Origin of the sequence: Aromatoleum bremense, assembly GCF_017894365.1 — a bacterium.
Lineage (GTDB): Bacteria > Pseudomonadota > Gammaproteobacteria > Burkholderiales > Rhodocyclaceae > Aromatoleum > Aromatoleum bremense.
This window is the reverse complement of the sequence record NZ_CP059467.1, coordinates 2,118,231-2,138,683: the sequence shown is the minus strand read 5'-3', so window position 1 is coordinate 2,138,683 and position 20,453 is coordinate 2,118,231. Positions and strand designations below refer to the sequence as shown.

Annotated in this window: 22 protein-coding genes; all 22 read right to left on the bottom strand. The window is 68.9% G+C overall.

Features of this window, described 5'->3' with window-relative positions; translation table 11 throughout:
- Positions 1 to 14: 14 nt before the first annotated feature.
- A complete protein-coding gene (locus pbN1_RS10020; protein ID WP_169203448.1) occupies positions 15 to 368 on the bottom strand; it encodes a hypothetical protein in 354 nt (117 codons plus the stop codon).
- Complete coding sequence (locus pbN1_RS10015) at positions 365 to 1,771, bottom strand: integrating conjugative element protein (protein WP_128701159.1); 1,407 nt, start codon at positions 1,769 to 1,771, stop codon at positions 365 to 367. Before pbN1_RS10015 ends, pbN1_RS10020 begins: the two co-directional genes overlap by 4 nt.
- A gap of 10 nt (positions 1,772 to 1,781) precedes the next feature.
- Entirely contained in the window at positions 1,782 to 2,729 is a 948-nt protein-coding gene (locus tag pbN1_RS10010; RefSeq protein WP_169203449.1) for a TIGR03756 family integrating conjugative element protein, read from the bottom strand.
- Complete coding sequence (locus tag pbN1_RS10005) at positions 2,726 to 3,151, bottom strand: TIGR03757 family integrating conjugative element protein (protein ID WP_244857235.1); 426 nt, start codon at positions 3,149 to 3,151, stop codon at positions 2,726 to 2,728. Before pbN1_RS10005 ends, pbN1_RS10010 begins: the two co-directional genes overlap by 4 nt.
- Positions 3,152 to 3,334: 183 nt before the next feature.
- Positions 3,335 to 4,243, bottom strand: coding sequence for a LysR family transcriptional regulator (locus tag pbN1_RS10000; RefSeq protein ID WP_169203450.1), 909 nt, complete (start codon positions 4,241 to 4,243; stop codon positions 3,335 to 3,337).
- Positions 4,244 to 4,431: 188 nt separating this feature from the next.
- Positions 4,432 to 5,244: a TOBE domain-containing protein gene (locus tag pbN1_RS09995; protein WP_169203451.1), complete on the bottom strand. Its 813-nt coding sequence runs from the start codon at positions 5,242 to 5,244 to the stop codon at positions 4,432 to 4,434.
- Positions 5,219 to 5,890 carry a nitrogen fixation protein NifQ gene (locus pbN1_RS09990; RefSeq protein ID WP_169203452.1) on the bottom strand — a complete coding sequence of 224 codons (672 nt, stop codon included), beginning with the start codon at positions 5,888 to 5,890 and terminating at the stop codon, positions 5,219 to 5,221. The genes pbN1_RS09995 and pbN1_RS09990 overlap by 26 nt, the downstream gene beginning before the upstream one ends.
- A gap of 65 nt (positions 5,891 to 5,955) precedes the next feature.
- Positions 5,956 to 6,375: an ExbD/TolR family protein gene (locus pbN1_RS09985; protein ID WP_210147711.1), complete on the bottom strand. Its 420-nt coding sequence runs from the start codon at positions 6,373 to 6,375 to the stop codon at positions 5,956 to 5,958.
- A 41-nt stretch (positions 6,376 to 6,416) separates the two neighbouring features.
- Positions 6,417 to 7,127, bottom strand: coding sequence for a MotA/TolQ/ExbB proton channel family protein (locus pbN1_RS09980; protein ID WP_169203454.1), 711 nt, complete (start codon positions 7,125 to 7,127; stop codon positions 6,417 to 6,419).
- Positions 7,128 to 7,135: 8 nt separating this feature from the next.
- Complete coding sequence (locus tag pbN1_RS09975) at positions 7,136 to 7,909, bottom strand: energy transducer TonB (protein WP_169203455.1); 774 nt, start codon at positions 7,907 to 7,909, stop codon at positions 7,136 to 7,138.
- Positions 7,909 to 8,793, bottom strand: coding sequence for a DUF364 domain-containing protein (locus pbN1_RS09970; protein WP_210147710.1), 885 nt, complete (start codon positions 8,791 to 8,793; stop codon positions 7,909 to 7,911). The genes pbN1_RS09975 and pbN1_RS09970 overlap by 1 nt, the downstream gene beginning before the upstream one ends.
- 11 nt (positions 8,794 to 8,804) lie before the next feature.
- Positions 8,805 to 9,878 (bottom strand): hypothetical protein, encoded by a 1,074-nt coding sequence (locus pbN1_RS09965; protein ID WP_169203456.1) that lies wholly within the window; start codon positions 9,876 to 9,878, stop codon positions 8,805 to 8,807.
- Between the two features lie 31 nt (positions 9,879 to 9,909).
- Complete coding sequence (locus tag pbN1_RS09960; protein WP_169203457.1) at positions 9,910 to 10,932, bottom strand: ABC transporter substrate-binding protein; 1,023 nt, start codon at positions 10,930 to 10,932, stop codon at positions 9,910 to 9,912.
- Positions 10,933 to 10,945: 13 nt separating this feature from the next.
- A complete protein-coding gene (locus pbN1_RS09955; RefSeq protein WP_169203458.1) occupies positions 10,946 to 11,710 on the bottom strand; it encodes an ABC transporter ATP-binding protein in 765 nt (254 codons plus the stop codon).
- Positions 11,701 to 12,759: a FecCD family ABC transporter permease gene (locus pbN1_RS09950; protein WP_244857234.1), complete on the bottom strand. Its 1,059-nt coding sequence runs from the start codon at positions 12,757 to 12,759 to the stop codon at positions 11,701 to 11,703. The genes pbN1_RS09955 and pbN1_RS09950 overlap by 10 nt, the downstream gene beginning before the upstream one ends.
- Positions 12,760 to 12,766: 7 nt before the next feature.
- On the bottom strand, positions 12,767 to 14,995 hold the full coding sequence (locus pbN1_RS09945; RefSeq protein WP_169203459.1) for a TonB-dependent receptor: 2,229 nt from the start codon (positions 14,993 to 14,995) through the stop codon (positions 12,767 to 12,769).
- Positions 14,996 to 15,016: 21 nt separating this feature from the next.
- Entirely contained in the window at positions 15,017 to 16,099 is a 1,083-nt protein-coding gene (locus pbN1_RS09940) for a radical SAM protein (protein ID WP_169203460.1), read from the bottom strand.
- A gap of 71 nt (positions 16,100 to 16,170) precedes the next feature.
- Positions 16,171 to 16,968, bottom strand: a complete 798-nt coding sequence (locus tag pbN1_RS09935; RefSeq protein ID WP_169203461.1) for a class I SAM-dependent methyltransferase — start codon at positions 16,966 to 16,968, stop codon at positions 16,171 to 16,173.
- A complete protein-coding gene (locus tag pbN1_RS09930; RefSeq protein ID WP_169203462.1) occupies positions 16,965 to 17,762 on the bottom strand; it encodes an ABC transporter ATP-binding protein in 798 nt (265 codons plus the stop codon). Before pbN1_RS09930 ends, pbN1_RS09935 begins: the two co-directional genes overlap by 4 nt.
- Positions 17,759 to 18,844, bottom strand: a complete 1,086-nt coding sequence (locus pbN1_RS09925) for a FecCD family ABC transporter permease (protein ID WP_169203463.1) — start codon at positions 18,842 to 18,844, stop codon at positions 17,759 to 17,761. The genes pbN1_RS09930 and pbN1_RS09925 overlap by 4 nt, the downstream gene beginning before the upstream one ends.
- Positions 18,841 to 19,893, bottom strand: a complete 1,053-nt coding sequence (locus tag pbN1_RS09920; protein WP_169203464.1) for an iron ABC transporter substrate-binding protein — start codon at positions 19,891 to 19,893, stop codon at positions 18,841 to 18,843. Before pbN1_RS09920 ends, pbN1_RS09925 begins: the two co-directional genes overlap by 4 nt.
- Positions 19,890 to 20,453: a DUF2478 domain-containing protein gene (locus pbN1_RS09915; RefSeq protein ID WP_169203465.1), complete on the bottom strand. Its 564-nt coding sequence runs from the start codon at positions 20,451 to 20,453 to the stop codon at positions 19,890 to 19,892. Before pbN1_RS09915 ends, pbN1_RS09920 begins: the two co-directional genes overlap by 4 nt.

Below are 20,453 nucleotides of genomic sequence, written 5' to 3'. Positions count from 1 at the left end.
CCTGCCTCCCGGTCTCAGCCGTGCTGCAACAATTGGCTGGCTTCCAGCGCGACCACGGCGATCACGGCCGCTATCTCCGTGCGCAGCAGGCGCTGATGCGTCTCGCGGGACGGCTCCCGCCGCAACAGGCGCCGGCGCATCCACCACCAGCCGTAGGCCGTCGCTCCGTAGAGGCACAGCCGCCACACGAAGAAGTGGCCGGCGTGCGCCTGCAGCCAGTGCTGCCAGCCCTCGACGCCGCCGACCACGTGGATGCCGGCGATGTTCACCGCCACCGCGGCGGCCACCACCAGCAAGGTCCACAGCAGCGCCACGCCGACGCGGCGGTTGAACAGCCATGGCAGCCGCAGCCAGGTCAGCCGGCTCATGGCGTACCGCTCCGCGGCTTCTGGACTTCCCGCAGACGGTCGCGTGTGGTGTCGCCCTCGAAGACGCCGCGCGAGCCGGCAGCGCGGGTGCTGTGGCGCTGGATGATCGCCATCGCCGAGTTGCCGGCCAGCGTGCGCCGCAGTTCCAGCTCAGTCTTGAGGTTGTTGATCTCCTGCTCCAGCGCGCTGTTCTCCTGGTCGACCGCCTGCACGGCCAGCTCGTTGGCGGCGACGTTCGGCTCCTTCTTGCCGGTCAGCAACGTGCGTTGCAGCAGCAGGGCCTTCTCCAGCACGCTGGACAGCGCAGCCTCAGACGCGAGGCGCCGGCCCAGCACGTCCTGATCGGGCTCGTCGCGCAGCGCCTCGATCACGCCGCGCGTGATCGGCAGCGAGTTGCTGCCCGCCGCGTCGAGGTTGGCGGCCGTCGTGGGCCGGGCGCCCGTCACCAACTCGTGCAGCGCCTGCAGCTTGGTCTCGTACTCCTCCTGGATCAGCGGCGTGAGGCCGACACCCGGCATGGTCTGGGTCTTGGTGCAGCTCTCGCAGGTGCGCTGCTCGCGCTCGCCCAGCACGCGGGTCGCCCACGCGGCCGCGGCCTGCGGCGAAGACCAGGTCTGGCAGGTCAGGCGGTTGCCGCAGGCACTGCTCGGGATCGACGAGGTATCGGTGACGCTGCGGCCGTTGAGCAGGTTGTAGCCCGCCTGCGTCACGTCGCTGACCACCTTGATCGAGCTTTGGCCGTTGCCGCCGGCATTGCTGCCGCCAACCCAGGGCACGCCGTTGTTGCCCCGGTTGGACTCGGCCTGCTCGATGGCCGACACCGCATCGGTGCTGCTGACCGCATCGCGCAGCGCCATGCCTTCGGCGAGCTGATCCCAGCCCGCCTGGCCGCCGGCCATGTCCGCCATGCGGTTGGCGATGGCGCGGCACGTCATCTTCGAGCGGTCGAAGTCCAGGCGCGCCTGCAGGATGCCGTTGGTGAGTAGGTTGTACAGGCCCGGATCGGCGCGCTGGATGATGAGAGCCGGGAGTGACGCCACCGCAGCGGTAGCGTTCTGGATCACGTTCGACATGATCGTCTGGAAGCCGTTGGTGATGCCGTTCAACTGGTTCTGCAGCGTGGTAGTGATACTCATGTCGCCGCAGATCAGGTTGCTGTTCCAGCCGATCCCCACGCCGATGCTCTGCATGTTGCCGGCACCACCCATCGACACGGCCCGGCCGCCGCCGATGCTGTAGAGCACGTCGTCGCCGATCACGCTGCCGCTGACGTTCACGCCATTGGGATCAATGCGGGTCTGCGCCCAGGCGACGCCGACGACCAGCGTGATGGCCGCCACGAGCAGCGCGGCCCGCAGGTGCGACCCCGCGCGACGCAGGAAGTCAGGGAGGGAGGCGTTCATCGTGGGTTCCTCACATGAAATCGACGCTGCCGAGGAAGACCTGGCCACGGCGCCGGCAGCAGGAGTACGGCCGCCACAAGGCCCAGGCGTAGTCGCCCTGCTGGGCCTGCACGCGGGTGCGGCTGTGCGGGAAGACCACGCAACTGTTCGAGAGCGTGGGCGTCAGCTCCTGCCACTTGCCCGTCGAGGCGTCGGTCTCCATCAACGCGCCGGCCGGCCAGTACCCGTCGCGGGCGTTGGCCAGCAGTGGCTGGTACACGTGAATCTGGTTGCGGCGCGTCACGATGTCGCCCGCGCGCTGCGCGACCACGGCGCCGCTCTTGTGATCGTCGGTCTGGTGCAGGAAGCCACCGCGGGGATACACGTTGCCCCAGAGGTTCAGGCCGGTGCGCGTACCGATTTCGCGCCGGCCGGGGATGAGCGCTTCGGGGTAGAACGCTTCCGGGATGTTGTAGCGCCAGGCGATCGTGTCGAGCGTGCTCAGCAGATACGGCATGAAGGCCGTGCCCGCGCCTTCGCAGGTGTAGCCGGAGGCGCTGGCGAACTGGCTGAACACCATCCCGGCCGGATGGCCGATGACATCGGCGTTCTTGAACTTGGCGAGGTTGTTCTCGTTGTCGTGATTGGTCGTGCCGTCACCGCCAGCCTTGGCGGTCGGGTTGGGCATGCTCATCGCCCTGACTTCCAGCCACGGGTTTTCGCCGGTGTTCGAGTAGCTCGACACCACCGCATCGGGGACGTAGTGACGCACCTTGACGGAGGTGCGAACCGAGCAGCCGAATGGCGTGCAGTACAGCCAGTAGCAGATTCCGACGACGCGGTACTCCAGACAGCTCGGCGACACGGCCGAGGAAACGATGGTCGCCGTATCCAGGGCGAAGGTCGATGTGGCGCCGCACAGCAGCAGCGAGGCCATGGCCGTCCGCAGGCGCCGGGACGGCGCGGTCGGCAGGGTCATGGCCGTGCGCTCCGGTGGGCATCGATACGGGCGACGGCGCGTGCCACGTCGGGCTCGCCATAGACGACGTTGCGTCGATCGACGACCACCGCGGGAATCCTGGCGATGCCCAGCCCCCAGGCATCGACGATGCCCTGGTACGCTGTGCCGAGCCTGCGCTGCAGCTCGGAGCCACCTTGCTTCAGGCCTTGCGGGACGAGGGCCGCTGCCCAATTCGAATCTTCGGGAAACCCGGCGTCAAGTTCTTCTTCGCGGCAAGCTGGTGGGACCGGTTCGATGACACAGTCAGTTGCCTGAGATCCCCGCAAGGAGTGGCCGGACACGGTAATAGCCCAAACATCCGCTGCTGTGGCGACTCCTGTCGTCAACAACAGGGACAGGATGGTCGGAGCACATCCAAACGAGGCCAGAAAGACACGCATCCGCATCGCCAATGGGTTGATGACTCCCGGCAGTACAACCCATGACGCTTGCACGTACCACGAACAATGCGGACAGTAGCGCTCCCTGTTTCAAGCCCACGGGAAAGGTGCCTGAGCGGGACCCTGGATGCCTGCGAAAAGCCCCCACGGGACTGCCGCAACTGCGAGACTTGAACGCACCGGCTACGCCTGTTCAGACAGGCAGGAATTGTCACGTAAGAGTCGGGCCCGGTCGACGAAGTGTTGCAGCGGTTCGGACGGCTCTCTGTGCGGACGCAACAGGAACGTAGTCATCCTCGCCGACCCATCGGCCAGGGGCCGAGTGACGATCTCCGGGTGTCGGCAGATCGAGATTTGAGAGGCCGTAGCAAAGCCCAGGCCGTAGCCGGCGGCGACCAGCGTCAACATCAACTCCAGCGTCACCGCACGCTCTGCGATGTTCGGCCGGATATCCGTGGAACGCAGGATCCGTTTGATTTGCCGGCTCGCGCCATGGCATGCCTCCGGGTGGTACATCACGAGGGGATACTTCAGCAATTCCTCCAACGGGATCTGCTTGAAGGCCAGCAATGGATGCCGATTGGGAATGGCAGCCACAAGCGGATCGGACCAGAGCGTTTCGCAGTGGATGCCTTCACCGGCCTCGTCGGACTGGGCGAAACCCGCATCGAACGAGTCATCACGCATACCGCGCACTTGCGCAGCGAACGGTGTCTCGAACAGGCGAATCCCTACGTCGGGTTCCTCTTCACGGCACAAGGCCAGCAGCGCCGTGAGCCGGGTTTGTGCGATACCGTCCGAAAGCGCGATGCGGAGCATGCCTCGGTAGCCTGTCGCAGCCGCCTTGACATTGATCCTGGCCTGCTCCAGCACCGCGAAAACGCGCCTGGCATCTCGCAACAAGACTTGCCCGGCCCAAGTCAGGTGCGTACCCCGCCCGCCGCGCTCGAACAACGAGGCGCCGACGTCGCTTTCCAGTTGCCTGATCGTGCGCGACAGCGGTGATTGTTCGATGTGAAGACGCGCGGCCGCGCGCGTGAAATGCAGCTCCTCGGCTACGGCCACGAAACAACGCAGGCGTCGCAGGTCCATGGGCGTCACTCATCCGTTCAACGAGTGACTCCCGAACCGGGATGCGGCGCGACGATTGCGAACCGCAAATGGGCCATTCGCCGCAACCGCAGTAGCCACGTCGGAATGGCGGAGCAAGGGGGCGCGCCAAGGCGGTAGGCATGCCGCCAGCCAAGGCGCTCCCCCAAAAACAAGAAAGCCATGCGAAGCTAGGCCGGAACCCCGAGGATGATGCTCGACGCCTTGAAGATGGCCGACGCCGTCTTACCCGCCGCCAGCCCAAGGGCCGCGCTGCTCTCATTGGTCACGATCGCGGCCACCGAAGCCCCGTTTGGCAGGTCAAGCACGACTTCCGTGTTGACTGCGCCGGTCTGGACGCGGGCAATCGTTCCTGTGAGCCGGTTGCGGGCCGAGAAGCGTGCGCCATCGTCATCCGTGACCAGGATGATCGATGACGACTTGACCAAGGCGAAGGCTTCGGCCCCGACGCGCAGGCCGAGGCTCTCGGTGCTTTCGTGCGTCACGATGGCGACCAGCTTCTGGCCCCCGGCCACCTCCAGTTCGATCTCGTCGTTCACCGCCCCCGGCTTCACCAAGGTGACCTTGCCGAGAAACTGGTTCCGGGCACTGGTTTTCATGCTCATCCTCCTGATCAACAAATAGTCATCTGCGATGTCATCGGCCTGCTGGGCCAATTGCTCGATAAAGCGCCGATGCTCCCGCTGGACAAGGCGAAAGTTCTCGACCAGTTGCTCGCCCCGGCGAGTCAGCCGGGTTCCGCCACCGCCCTTGCCGCCTGCCAGGCGCTCGACCAGCGGCTCCCCGGCCAGGTTGTTCATGGTGTCGATGGCATCCCATGCGGCCTTGTAGCTCATCTTGATCGCCTTGGCGGCCTGCGTGATCGAACCGCATTCGGCGATCCTGGCCAGCAGCTCGATCCGGCCGGGACCGCCAAAATTCTCGCCGCCCACCGTCATCCATACCGAGCCTTGCAGCTCAATGCTCTTCTTGGTCGATTCCATCGTGTACGCTCACCCCTTGTGCCTTGGACTCGGGAAAGCATACCCGGTGTTGGTCGCACCGATGGCACCCGGGAGGCAGGCAGTCCGTTCTCCCCAGGACGGCACCGAGTTCGGCAAACAAGAACCGCTTCCAGCGCAGGTTTCGTGAGTTGGCGAGGTACAAAGGGTGGAAGTACCGCTCCAGCAGGCGCGACACGTCGTCGCGTCCGCCAAGGTCCAGGTCTTCCCACAAATGGCGTTCACCGTGGCATGCCGCCGCGATCGCATGTGCAAGCCACGTGGCCACGTGTTCATCCACGCCCGCGGTACGCCGCGTCATCAACAGGGCCACCAGCGCCTGGAAGTACGGTGGCTGCGCCGCCTTGAGGCTCGCATACTGCATATCTGACAACCCCTCCAGCGCACCGAGTTCCGGGAAGCATCGCTCGACCATTTCCAGCAGGGCCTGTTGCGGGAGCCCGAGCGTCCACGCGAACACTGGAAGTTCGCCACACTGGGCGTTCCGCAGAACACCCGATATCGCCCGCAGCATCAGGGTATGGTCGCGCGCCGCGCCAGCATCCTCCCGGTCACGGCCAGGCATCCGGCGGGACATGCCCGATTGGGATGGCGCCGGCCATCGCGGGCTGGTTCGTACGATCTTCATTGCCTTGCTCCTTCCAGGCGGGTTCACGAAAGTTGCTCTGCTCCATGGACTGGGACCATTGCGCATCATGGAAACGCCCCGGCACCGCCTGCCCCGCGATCGGGCGCCACGGCCTCGCCGGGATCGGTGACGAACCCGACGCGCGTCAGCCCGCGCCGCGCCAGCGCCGACAAGGTCCAGGCCATCTCCCCATAGGGCACCGCGGCATCTCCCTTGAGGTGGATCTCGGTGTCCGCCGCCCTTTCGGCAAGCTGCCACGCGCGTCGTTCCAGCTCAGCGCGAGACACCGCCTCGCCGTTCCAATGCATCTGTCCATCGCGCTGTACCGCGATCTCGATATGCTCGGCAGGCGCCACATTGGGGCGGCTACTCGCCTGCGGCAATTCGAGCTTGACGGCATGCGTGAGCAGCGGCGCAGTGACGATGAAGACGACGAGCAGCACCAGCATCACGTCGACCAGCGGAATGATGTTGATCTCGGCCATCGGGCGTCCGGCGCCGCCCGAACCCAGCGTGCCCAGCCCCATCACACAGCCCTCGCGATGCGAGCAGGCGCCTCGGCGGCACCTCGCCGCAGCGGCGCGCCGGTAAGCGCCAGCGTAAGCAAGTCGTGGCCGAGCGCATCGAGGCGGCCGAGCACGACACGGTTGCGCCGCGTCAGCGCGTTGTAGCCGAGCACCGCCGGGATCGCCACGGCAAGGCCGATGGCCGTCATGATCAGCGCCTCGCCGACCGGGCCGGCCACTTTGTCGAGGGTGCCCTGCCCCGACAGGCCGATGGCGATCAGGGCGTGATAGATCCCCCAGACGGTACCGAGCAGGCCAACGAAGGGCGCGGTCGAGCCGACCGAGGCGAGCAGCGTCAGCCCCCGCTCGAGCCGTTCCGCCTCCTCCTCGATGCCTTGTCGCAGCGCCCGTACCAGGAACTCCTGGCGTCCACCGGCCTCCCCGTGCGCCGAGAAATGCCGGGCGGACTCGATCGCCAGGCGCGCCAGGCGGGCGCACGCATCCTCAGCACCTGCGGAGAGGACCGCGCCCAGTTCCTCAAAGGCGCGGACACGCCGGAAGCGCGCAAGGAACACCACCTGCCGTCGCCGCTGCAACCAGTGCGCGACCAGTCGATCGACGATGATCCCCCAGCTGGCGAGTGAGGCGAGCAACATCGCGATGAGAATGACGCGCGCCGCCGTGTCGGCCTGCGTCAGGAAATGGGCAATACCCAGAGAGCTTTCGAACATGGCGGGACTCACATGACAAAGGAGATCGGGACCAGCACCCACGCGGCGACCCTCTCGTCGCCCCGACGTGCTGGAACGAAGCGCCAGCGGACGACCGCCTGGCGCGCGACGGCGTCGAGCCGCTCGAACCCCGACGAGGTCCCGACCTCGACCTGATCGGCATATCCGTCGACCGAAACGAGCACGCGCAGCAGGACACGGCCCGTTTCGCCGAGACGGCGCGACATCGGTGGGTACAGCGGCGCCGGGTTGTCGAGGTAGTCGGCATTGAAGACCGGCAGCACCAGCGGCGGAGGTGCGGCGGGAACGGCGGTGGGCACCGATACGACCGCCGACGCCGGCTCGGCGGCAGGCTCCGACGCGACATCGGAGGACGGCGGCGCCTCGGCGGGCGGTGCCGCGATCGGTCGCGGCGTCGCTGGCCGCGGTGCTCTTGGCGCCGGCGTGCTCTCCTTCGGCGGCCTGGGCGGCGTCGGTGTCGGCTCCGGCACGGCCGTCGGCTGCGCGGCCGCCACGGCCGTCGGCTGCGCGGCCGCCACGGCCGTCGGCTGCGCGGCCGCCACGGCCACCGGTCGCGGGACGACCAGGCTGGCCTCGATCACATGACCCAGCGCCTGCCTTGCCTGTGGCGACACCTGCAGCACGATGCCGAGCAGGGCAGCATGCGCGAGGCCGACCCCGGACCACTGCAGCAGCGGTCGCCGCCAGCGCCACGCCGCCACCGGTGCCTTCTCCTGGCCCGGCTTGCCGCTGCCGCAGAGGTACTCCTCCATCGCCGACATCACTGCTGCAGCGGTGGGAGGCGCAGGGTGACGCGCTCGACTGTCTTGCCAAAGAAGTGATACCCGGAGCCCCCTTCGGCCAGCAGTTCGAGCAGTTCGTCCGGGGCTCGCACGCGCGTGCCGCCGACGGCGGTGACACCGCGCCGGGCGAAGGGCTCGGCGATCAGCGTCGCCGTCGGCCCGATCACCGCCGCCTCGGCGCCCGGCCGCAGCAGGCGCAGCAGCCCGTCGAGCGTGCCGTTGATCAGCGTCGTGCCGGTGGTGATGAAGACGTCGGCCTTCGGCACGAGCTCCGGCGCCCGGTCGGCCGACGCGTAGAACGGCATTTCCTCGGGCCTCAGCGTCGCTGGGTCCATTTCCAGCACGTGGAAGGGCTGGCCGCGCCGGCGCAACTCGCGCATGTACGGCGGGAAGGCGCCGACCAGCGCGACGCGCGCGCCGGGCGGGATGACCAGCGCGTCGAAGGCATCGCCGTCGCTCACCTCGGCGCCGGCCGGCCCGCCGTCGCGCATCCACAGCGTCTCGGCGAGCGCGTTCAAGGTAGCGATGGCCAGCGTCCGGCGCAGGTCCTGCGGCCGGTAGAGGTCGTCGAGCACCTGTACCGCCTTGCGGCCGGCGATCTTGCCAGGGATCGGCATGGCCTTCGCCGAGCTCGGGCAGCAGACGGCCTCGGGCACGCTCTTGATCGGCGTCGCGCACAGGCCGCCGGCGCCGTTGGCGAGCTTGACGCCGGTGAAGAAGATGCCGAGGACGGCGCGTTCGAAGGTCAGCGACTCGGCCTCGGCGCCGAGGCGCTCGACCACGGTCGCGTGCAGGTCGGCGAGCAAGGTGGCTGGCGGGCAGTCGGCCATTCGGCTCGGGATCATGTCGTTCGCTGTCTTCATGTCGACATTCCTCAGCAACGCGAGCAGCGCAGGTACGGTGAAACCACCACGGGGTCCAGGGCACGAGAGGCGAAATGCAGCTTCAGGTGGCCGCAGGGGCCGTCTATGTCCTCCCGCCCCTCGTCGCCGAGCCCGGCCGCGACAAATCGCTCGCCGAAGGTCTCCACATGGCAGAGCGGATGGCTGTCGGTCAGCACCGCCCGGTCCAGGTCGCGCAGGCCACCTGGCGCGGTCTCGCAGGCCTCCAGGCAAAACCAGTGGGCCGAACACAATTCGCCACCCGGCGCCAGGCGCGCGGCAACGGCTGCAAGCGCGTCACCCATGGACTTGCGCAAGGGGTAGAGCGCGTGGAACAGCACCACGCGGTCGTAGCTTGCCGGCACGGATATTTCGAGCGGAGAACCGGGATGGACAACGCATCGCTCAGCCAGGCCGCAGGCGTCGAGCAGTTCCGTCGCCTCCCGCACGGCGCCCGGCGCAACGATGACGGACGCGTCCAACCCGGGTTGCGCAAGGCAGATGGCCGCCACCGCTATGCCACCGCCGCCATCGAAGCACAGCAGGCGGCGCGGCTTGGCGCCACCGCGCAGTTCCCTCTCCCGCGCCGCCAGCCGGGTCGCCAGAAGCCGCGCCTCCACCAGGAAGGGGTGCAGCCTTGGGGATGGCGACACGGGCACGCTCGCCGCCGTCCAGTCCTCGGACAGGAAGCCGCGCAGATCTGACCAGCCGCATTCCGGCGCCAAAAGGCGCTCGATCGTCGCTGCCTGGCACCAGGCACTGCCGGCGACGAGCACCTCGCGCATCTCGGGAACCAGGGCGTACACGCTGCCCTGGCGCGACACGAGGCCGAGGTCCTCCAGGGACTGGAGGAAGCCCGCCAGATGCGCGCCGCGCAGTTTCAGGGCCGTGGCGATGACCGCCCGCTCGGCGGGCCCGTTGCGGTCCAGCCAGTCGAACAGTCCGCTGCCGTAGCCCGCGCGCAGGGCCTGGAAGGCCTTGAACCCTCCGGCGACGCGGTCCAGCACCGCGACTGCGGGCGGAGCCTCCAGGCTGGCGAGATCGAACTTCATCGTGGTCATGTCCATTTCATGCTCCTTGGTATCGATAGCATTGGAATCAACGCGCGGCCAGGGTCGTCCTGGGGCCGCCATCGAGGATTTCGCGCACCTGCGCGGCAGAGAGGTCGGCGCCGAAAATGTCGTGATAGAAGGCTTGCGTCTCGGCGACGACGTCGATGTCGCCGAAGCGCTCGGGGTGGAAGTGTTTCGCCGCCCACAGCACCGTGAGCGGCTGTTCGGAGGTGCGGTTGCCCCAGGTGTGGGCGCCGCTGGGCGCCACCAGGATGCGCCCAGCGCGCACGGCGGCCAGGTTGGCGAAGCGCGGCTCGCGGCGCACCGTCTCCGCCTCCTCGTGGCTGGCGACGATGAGGATGTCGGGGTTCCAGGCGAGCAGTTGCTCGAGGGTGAAGCTGCGCGATTCGACGGTGCGGCCGTCGTCGGTGACGCTCTCGCCGCCCGCCGCGCGGATCCACCATTCGACCACCAGATGAGGTTGCGTCAGCGTCTTCGGACTGAAGTAGAGCACGCGCGGTCGTGTCCGCACGTCGCGCAGGCGCGCCGCAACGTCCGCGAGCATGCGGTCGAAGCGCTCGGCGTAGCGCTCGGCGGCCTGCGGCTGGTCGAAGACGCGGCCGAGCAGGCGCACCGCCGTCTTCACATCCTCGGGCTGGCGCCAGGCGAGGTAGAGCGCCGGCAGGCCGGCACGGCGCAGGGCGTCGGCGCTCGCCCGATCCATGGTCAGCACCGCGTCGGGCGCCGCGCCGAGCAGGGCCTCCAGGTTCGGCGTGCGGTCGTGGTTCTGGAGCGTGGGCAGCGCGGCAGTGTGCGGGGCAAAGACCGCCTGGTAGCCCCAGCGCGGCTTGCGGGCGAACTCCGGCAGGCCATTGACGATGCGCCGGCCCTCGCCGACGGCGAAGACGAGGCCGTTGAGCACTGGCACCGCGCCAATGGTGGCGACACGCTCGACCCGCGCGGGCAGGGCAACCTCGTCGCCCGCCATGTCCTCCACCACGCGCGGCGGCGCGGCCTGGGCGATGGCGGCGACGAAAGCGACCAGGAACGGCAGGAAGCGGAACAACATCACAAGTCTCCTTTCACAGGCGCGGAATGCAGGCCGCCGGTGCGCCACGATGGGCGATGACCTCCACCGGCGTGTCGTACAGGGCGGTCAGCGTGTGCGCGTGCAGCACGTCCCGCGCCGCACCGGCGGCGGCGATGCGGCCGCCGGCCAGGGCGAGGACGCGCGCGCCAAGCAGGAACGCGTGCTCGGGCTGGTGGGTGGTGACAAGGACGGCCATGCCATCGGCGGCGAGATCGCGGATCACGCGCAGCACGCGGGCCTGGTTGCCGAGGTCGAGGCTGGCCATCGGTTCGTCCATCATGAACAGGCGCGGCTGCTGGGCCAGCGCACGGGCGATCAGCGTGAGCTGGCGCTCGCCGCCGCTGACGCGGTTGAACGGCCGCTGTGCCAGATGTGCGATGCCAACCCGCATCAGCGCCTCGCGCGCGACCCGCTCATCGTGGCGGCCGGGCAGGCTGAGGGGCGGCAGGTACGGCGTGCGGCCCATCAGCGCGACATCGAGCAAGGTCAGGCCGCTGTCGCCGGCCGCCTGCGGCACGTAGGCGAGCGCGCGGGCGAGACGCCGGGGAGGGACGCCGGATTCGCCGTCGATGCGCACCTCGCCACGCTCGTGCCGCAGTGCGCCGACCAGGCAGCGCAGCAGGGTCGTCTTGCCGGTGCCGTTGGGCCCCAGCAGGCACAGGATCTCGCCCCTTGCGAGCGACAGGTCAATGCCGTCGAGCACCGGCGCCTCGCTCGGCGCGCGGCGATAGACGAGGTCAGCCACGCTCAGGACCATGTCCGCCTCGCCTTGGCCAGGACGGCGACGAACACCGGCGCGCCGAGCACAGCAGTGACGATGCCGAGCGGCAACTCGGCGGCAAAGGCGCTGCGGCACAGGTTATCGACCAACAGCAGGTAGCCGGCGCCGAGCAGCAGCGAGGCCGGCAGCAGCGCGGCGTAGGCCGGGCCGACGATGAGGCGCGCGAGGTGCGGCACCAGCAGGCCGACCCAGCCGACGATGCCGGAGATCGACACGGCGGCGGCGGTCATCAGCGTCGCCGCGGCGATCAGCGCGAGGCGCAGCGCGCGCACCGGCACGCCCAGGGTGCGCGCCTCGTCGTCGCCGGCCTCCAGCACCTGTGTCGGCCAGCGCAGCAGGAACAGCGCGAGCATGCCCGCCAGAGCGAACGGCGCCGCCCAGGCCAGATCATGCGTGCCGACGCGGCCGAGACTGCCGAGCAACCAGAAAACGATGGCCGGTAGCGTGTCGAGCGGATCGGCGACGTACTTCAGTGCGGAGGTGAGTGCCTGGAAGAGGGCCGACACGACCAGGCCGGCGAGCACCATCACCAGCGCCGAACCCTTGCCCAGACGCCCGGCGATGAGCATCGCCGCACCGACCGCCAGCAGGCCGCCGGCGAAGGCCGCACCCTGCACGGCGAGCGCGCTACCCGAGAGCAGCATGGCCAGCGCCGCGCCGAAGCCGGCGCCAGACGAGACGCCGAGGATGGCCGGTGAGGCGAGCGGATTGCGGAACAAGGTCTGGTAGGCGGCGCCGGCCGCCGCCAGGCTGGCTCCGACCAGCATGGCGGCGAGCACGCGCGGCAAGCGCACCGCCAGCACGACGGTCTCCGCCATGGGCGGTTGTCCCGACTCGGTCCCGGTCAACGCCGCCCACAACACCGCGAGCACTTCCGACGGGGCGAGCGGGTAGTGGCCGAACCCCATCGAGAACACCGCGCTCGCCAGCACCGCGAACGCAAGTGGCGTGATGAAACCCAACCCGCGCCAGCGGCCGGCCACCCGGCCCCCGCCATCGACGATGCTACCCACCTGCCCGCTCACGTTGGCCTCAGAACCTGGCGCTGACGGTCATCACGGCCGTCCGCGGTGCGCCGGCGTAGTAGGTCGTGCCGGCATTGAGGTCAAAGTCGCTGGCGGAGATCTGGCCGATGTAGCGCTTGTCGAACAGGTTCAACACCGACAGGCCGATGCCGACCTCCTGCAGCATGGCGACGTTCTTCCATTGGTAGCCGACATGCAGGTCGGCAAGGAAGTAGCCGTCGATCTTCTGCTTATTGAGGGTGTCGCCGTAGCGCTTGCCAACGTAGCGCACCACCGGCGAGACATTCCAGTTGCCGCTGCGCCAGTCGACGCCCAGCTTGGCCAGCATGCGCGGCGCGTTGGGCACCTGCTTGCCGTCGGTGCCCGTCACGGCGCCTGCCTTGGCCTGGATGTCACCGTCGAAGGCGAAGCGGTTCCAGGACAGGGCGAAGACCGCCGACAGCCCGCCGTCGAAGCGGTAGCTGCCCTCCAGCTCCGCGCCGTAGCCGACGGCCTTGGCGACGCTCTGGTAGTAGGTCACGTCCACGCCCGGGTCGTAGACGCTGACCTCCTTGTCGCGGGTCCGGGCGTAGTACAGGTTGGGCGCGAGCGAGAGCCGTTCCCCCTCGTAGCGCAGGCCGAGGTCGAGGTTGTCGGAGATCTCCGGTTTCAGCCCGGAGAAGACATCCTGCAGGGTAATGTTCTGTGCGACGAACTTGGCCTTGTTGCTGCTATAAGTGGATGCGACCGGCCCCCAGTCGGGCCGGCCGATACGCCGGCCGTAGGCGGCGGTGAGCGCCATGTCGGGCCGCAGTTCGTGGCGCAGCGACAGGTTCGGCAGCCACTCGCGGTAGGTCTTGCCGGAAACTCGCATCCAGGGGTCGACGGCCGGGTTGAAAGCCCACACCGCGTCGTAGGAGACGTCGGGAAGGCCGGCGGTGGCGTAGTAGGAGAACGACGGCTGCGACTGCTGCTGCAGGCGCACGCCGCCCGAGATCGTGGTGGCGCCGCTGCGGCCTGTCAGCTGCAGGAAGGGGCTGTTGAACTCGTGCCTGCCATGTTTCGACAGCAGCGCCCAGCCGGCATAGGTCAGGCTGCCATCTGCCTGTGCCGTGTAGTTCTTCTGGTAGACGGGTGGCGGCGGCGACTCCATGTCCATCCACCAGTAGCCGACGGTGAGGTCGAGCGCCGGGGAGAACCTGTGGTCATACTGGGCGACCAGCCCCTTCTGCTCGTGCTCGACATCCCAGCGGCGGACATTGGTGTCGGACGACGAAAACAGGAAATAGCCGTCGTTGTCCCACCAGTACGGGCGAAGGGTGAAACGTCCCGCCTCGCCGACCGGCAGGACCAGGTTCGCGATGACGCCGACGTCGTCGAACTCGTTGCGGTTGAAATCGTAGTATCGGGCAAGCCGGCCGGCGGTGAGATCTTCGTCGTAGTCGAACCTGCGCCAGTTGGACTTGTCCTGGACCTGCGCGTAGTTCATCGCCCGGTAGTCGTGCCCCTCGATGTGGTTGGAGGCGACGAACAGTTCGAAGCGCGCCCCGTTGGAGAACGGCTGGGCGAGGCCCACGGTGAAGTTGCGGCGCGCGCCGGGCGTCTGGCCAGCCCCCTTCCACTTGTCGGCCTCCATGTCCGACGCCGACACGAACAGCGCGGTATCCGCCGGGCCGAACCGGCCACTGTCGATGCGGGCAAAGGTGCGGCGGAAGTTGTCCGAGCCGAAGCCCTGGCGGATCTCGACACCAGGAAGTTCCTCGGGGCGACGCAGCGTCATGTCGAGCGCACCGGTGCTGTTGGACACGCCAAGCCCGGCGTTGGCGGGCATGCCTCCGCGGTAGAGCTCGAAGCCGGCGACGTTCTCCAGGTCGAACAGGTCGTTGTTGCCGACGATGCCGTACAGGGGCACGCCCTCGATGTTGCGCGTCAAGTGGAAGTCACCCTTGCCGCGCAGGTTGAGCTTGCGGCCACCGCGCGAGTTCAAGCCATAGGCATCGGCCGACTCCGCGCTGACCGAGGGCATCAGGTCGAGCAGGCGGTACGGGTTGGTCTGCGCCGGCCCGCCGAGGATGGCGACGCCCTCGCGCGAGACCTGGCTGTGCGCCCAGGGCTGCGGATCGGGTTGTGTCAGGGGGGCTTCGTGGGCGCCGGTGACAACCACTTCGGTGAGCGTGGCGTCAGAGGCGAGAGCCGGGCCGGCCGCGCATAGCGCGGCGACGGCGGCAGCCAAGGGGGAACGCATGCGGGTACGCAAGATGGACTCCATCGGTTGGTTTCAGGAAGACTGGGGAGCGAAGCTCGGAGTCAGGCCGAGTTCGCCGAGATAGCGGGTCACCCGGGCCATGTTGTCGTGCACCACGACACGCTCGCCGACCGGGATCGCACGTGCTTCCCCGCCGGCCTTGCCGCGCGGGTCCTTCATCGACGCGGTGGCGCCGATGACCTGGTTGCCGCCGCCGGCAAGCCACCACAGGGCCATGTCGTCGGGATCGTTGCCGGCCGCCAGGCCGAGATCGAGGGTCGGATAGAGCAGGCGCGCAATCGCCGTGAGGCGTGCCACCGGCCAGGGCGAGCAGCGCACGCCGCCGGACGCGGTACCGGGGAAGGGCATGTACCGCGACAGGCGCAGGTGGCGAAGCATGGAGAAGCGGCGCAGGAACAACAGGTGGTCGATGCGATCCGCGTCCGTTTCACCGAGGCCGACCAGCATCATCGAGCGGATAGGCATGCCCTCTTCCTCGCACAGCTCCATCAGGCGGATTCGCCCTTTCAGGCTGTCGCCCGGCTTGAATGCCGCGAACAGTTCGGCGTTCAGCACCTCCAGCGAGCTGGTCACAGCGGCCACGCCAAGCTCCTTGAGCGCGCGGACCCCGCCGCGCGTCAGCGATGGGCCGACATTGACCTCGATCTCGACATCGGCTGCATCTCGGATGGCGACGACGAGGTCGACCAGGTAGCGGTCGTAGCCGCTGATCGGCTCGCCCTTCACCGGCAAGCGCGTGCCGCCGGACAGGTGAAGATGGCGGATGCCCAGGTCGGCGATGGCACGCACGGCGGACACGATGTCGCTGGTTGCCACCGCCTTGCGGCTGAAGAAGGTGCAGTAGGTGCACAGCGGCTCAAGCTCGCACGGCACGATGGCCGAGACGCCGGCCGACCACCAGGGGCTGCGGCCGACATGGCGGTCGCGCAGGTCTGCGGCGTGGCGGAAGATGGCCGGGGCGACACGGGGATCGGCGGAGCGTCGATAGAGGTCGAGCACATCACGCGTGTTGCAGTCGGCGGGCAGGCCTTCCTCGACAGGAGCCAGATCGCGGGCCGCTGCGGAGGTGTCAAGGTGGTCCAGCAGGTCGTTCATCGGTTTTGGTCTCGAAATAGCAACTTGTGTATAGCGATCGGCGTGAGCGGTCTGAAACTGACGCCTGCCAACTATCGCGATGTCTTTTCCCAGGAAATGAATGCCCAGCGCATCGGCGACCCAGCAGCACCGAGGCTCGGCGCGACACGCCCGTGCCAAGTGCGCAGGCGGGCACGCTCGTCATCGGAGAGCTCGCCGAGCGCCCAGGAGACACGTCGGGCGAATTCGTCGAAACTGGTGGCGCCGGCCAGCCGGCCTTCATGCTCGATGTAGTCGAGCCGGGGATGGATGCCCATCCCGTACAGGATATTCACGATGTAGACATAGTCCGGCAACGGCGGCAGGTCTCGGCCGATGATGTCGATCACCGCCGGGTCGATGAAGCGGCCACCGACGAGATGGGTCAGGTACACGCGGCGCCTGGCCTTGTCGTTCAGCTTGTGCAGCGCCGCTTCCATGTCGGCGACCGTCGTCGAGCGCGAGGCGACGACGATGTCGCACGCGGGCACGGCGGACCAGTCGTCCTCCCACGCCAGTTGCAGGGCCTCGACGTTGTCGTGCCCGAGCGCTGCTGCGTTTTCGCGCAAGGCATCGAGCATGCGCGGACTGAAGTCGAGGCCGATGACACGTTGCAGCCGGCCGGCGAGCGGCAGGCAGATGGTCCCGGGCCCGCAGCCGACGTCGAGCAGCGAATGCGCACCGGTAAGATCCATGCGGCCGATGAAGTCCTCGACATAGCGGCTCTTGTGCACCTTGTCGCTCATCTCGGCGGCACGGACGTCCCAGACACTTGCGGGTTTCGGGTTGCGGTTGGCGGCGGCATGGTGGTCGCGGTAGAGGCGGCCGAAATCGATGGCGGCGATGCTCATGGGGCGTTCTCTTCGGCAGGACGGCGTGGCAGCCGGAGTGGAATCGATGGCAGGCTGCCGGCAATGGCGGTCGCATCGACGCCGTACAGCGCGGCAAGCGCAGCGGGCGTCGCCACCTCGGACGACTCACCGATGCCGACCAGCCGGCCCGGTGCCAGCAGCGCAATACGATCGGCAACGCGTAGCGCGTGTTCCGGCTGGTGCGTGGACATCAGCACGGCAATGCCGCGTTCGCGCAGACGGCACACGTGTTCGAGCACGCGGACCTGGTTGCCGAAGTCGAGGCTGGCCGTCGGCTCGTCCATCACCAGCAGCGCCGGCTCCTGCGCCAGCGCGCGGGCGATCAGCGCCAGTTGCCGCTCACCGCCGCTGATCTCGGTGTAGGTGCGCTGGCGCAGGTGGGCGACGCCGAGTGCTGCCAAGCAGTCGGCAGCGAGCTGACGGTCATGCCGCGACGGAGTGGCGAAGCGCTCGATGCGCGCTGCGCGGCCCATCAGCACGATGTCCTCGACGGTAAACGGAAAGATGCCGGCATGCGCCTGCGGCACATAGCCGACCTTGCGCGCAAACGCCGCGCGCGACCAGCCAGCGACCGGCTCGCCGAGTACGCGCACCGTGCCGGCAAGCGGCGGCAGCAGGCCGAGCAGTGTCTTGAACAGCGTTGTCTTGCCGCTGCCGTTCGGGCCGAGCAGGCAGAGCACCTCGCCTTTGTCGATGCCGAGCGAGATGTCGGTGCCGACGCGGCGGCCGTGGTAGCCGATCGCAAGATCGCAGGCCTCGATGGCAACGCTCATGCCGGCCTCCCCGTGCGCGCCAACAGCCACAGGAAGAAAGGGGCGCCCACCACCGCCGTCAGGATGCCGAGCGGCAGCTCGATCGGCGCGATCGTCCGGGCCAGCGTGTCGGTCGCGACGAGGAAGCCGGCCCCGAGCATGAGCGAGGCCGGCAGCAGGCGGGTGAAGTCAGGGCCGACGAGCAGGCGCGCGACATGCGGCACGACCAGCCCGACCCAGCCAACGATACCGGCCAGCGAGACGGCAGCGGCGGTCGACAGCGTTGCGGCGGTGACGAGAACCAGGCGCAGGCGCCCGACGTCGACCCCGAGCGCTGCCGCCTCTTCGTCAGCGAGGCCAAGGAGGTTGATGCGCCAGCGCAGCAGCGCCATCGGCAGCAAGCCGGCGAGCATCGCCGGCGCGGTGGTCGCCAGGTCGCGCGAGATCACCTGGTTGAGTCCGCCGAGCAGCCAGAAGGTGATCGTCGGCAGCTGCGTATACGGGTCGGAAAGGATCTTGACCAGTGAGATGCCGGCGCCAAGCAGCGCACCGAGCGCGACGCCGGCGAGCACCAGGACCAGCACCGGATCATGGCGCCGCACCAGCGAAGCGAGGCGGTAGACGATGGCGACGGCGATGATGCCGCCGCCGAAGGCGACGACCTGCACGAAGATGAGCGGCAGGCCGAGGTAGATGCCGAGCGTGGCGCCCAGACCGGCACCAGCGGAGACCCCGAGGATGTCCGGCGACACCAGCGGGTTGCGGAACATGCCCTGGTAGGCGGCGCCCGCTGCGGCTAGCACGGCGCCGACGACGACACCGGCGGCGACGCGCGGCAGGCGGATGTTCCAGATGACGGTTTCCACGGCCTCGGGCAAGCCGGACTCGCTGCCGGACAGGCGCGCGACCAGCGCACGCAGCAGGTCGGCCGGTGCCACCGGAAACTTGCCGGTCGCGAAGGCCACGGCGAGCACCGCCAGCAACGCGGCGGCACCCGCCAGCCAAGCCGCCGCGGGGCGGCACGGCGCGCCAGCGTTGACCGCCGCGGCGACACCGGCTCCGTGCGTGGACGGGCCACGGGAAAGGTCTGGAGCGTCATTCATGCCGGGCCGCCGATCATGGCGCTGAGACCCGCCCCGTCTGGCTCCATGCCGTAGAACAAGCGGTAGAAGTCGCGGGCAGCCGTCTGAAGGGCAGCCTCGCCCCCCGCCCGGCCGGGATGGAGGCGCTCGATCAGCCAGCGTACACCGACCAGGCGATTGACACCCGGCGGCCCGTCCAGCCAGCCAAACGGAAGGCTCGGCGCCAGGTGCACGCGACGCGCCCGCACGGCGGCGACCGGACGCCACAGCGGATCGGCGAGCACGCCACGGGCGAACTCGCGATCCTGCGTGACGATCACCTCCGGATCCCAGGCGAGGATCTGCTCGGGCGACACCTTGGTCAGCCCGCCGCGCCCCGACTCGGCGGCGACGTTGCGGCCACCGGCGATCTCGATCGCCTCCATGTTGATCGATCCGTCCAGCCCGGTTTCAAGGCCATCGCCGCCACGCCCGTAATAGACGCGCGGACGCGCCCCGGGCGGCACTTCGTTGCGCGCGCGCTCCGCCAGCGCGAGGGTCTCTTCGGCCCAGGCGGCGAGGCGCTCGCCGCGCGCCGCCACGCCGAGCAGTCGGCCGACCTCGCGCAACTGCGCCGGGTGGTCGGCCATGCGTCCCTGCACCAGCAGGCACGGCAATCCGGTCTGCTCGGCCACTCGCTGCATGGCGGAGAGGTAGGTCGCGTCGACGGTGCCGACGTCGAGGATGACGTCCGGCTTCATTTGCAGCAGCGCCTCGTTCGACGCCGTGCTGCCGCGACCGGCGAGGCGGCCGACCTGCGGCAGCGCGCGCACCACCGGCGCCAGCCAGGCGCGCGCCTCTTCGGACACCTTGAACGGCCAGCCGATCAGCTTCTCCGGTGCGAGCACGCTCAGGAGCACGCTGGCCGGCGCGCCGGCGGCGAACACGCGGCGAATCGCCTGCGGCGGCGGCAGGGTGCCGTAGGCAGCGGCGATTGTGCTCCCGACACCGGCCTTTGCCCGCGCCCCTGCCGGCACCAAGGCCAGCCAGGGCGCGATGGCCAGTGCACGCAAGAGGTCGCGCCGCTTCACTGGCCGCTACCCCGTTGCAGGCCGGCGAACCAGGCATCGAGCGCCTCCCGGCTCGGGTCGAGTTCCACACCAGCGCCGCCGGTGAAGTGCTGCCAGTCGAATCGATAGGCTTCGGCGACGACGGTGAGCAGGGGAATACCCTCGCTCATCAGGGCCAGCATCTCGTCGGCAAATCCCTCGCCCGCCGCCTCCAGCGCACCAAAACGATTGACCACGACGAGATCGGGGGCCGCATCGAGCGCACCGCGCAGGACCACGCTCGCGGCAGCCACGCCGTGCTGGTCGATGCTGCACGAGCCGGCGCCCGCGCCGAGGCGCTGGAAGAGGGGGAAGCGAGTTCCCTGGTCGAGATCGACGAGCATCGTCGCCTCCTTGCCCGTACCGCCCGTGGACTGCTGAACCACCCCCCGGACCCGCCGGCCCGCCTGGCGCAGGGCAAAGGCAAAGTCGGCGAGGACGCCGTCGGCGACGCCGTGCTCGAGATGAACGATTGCGGCGATGGGGCTGGTGTTGGTCGGCGAGAGGGCCGGCCCGGCGGCATGGGCTGTCAAGGTTGCCAT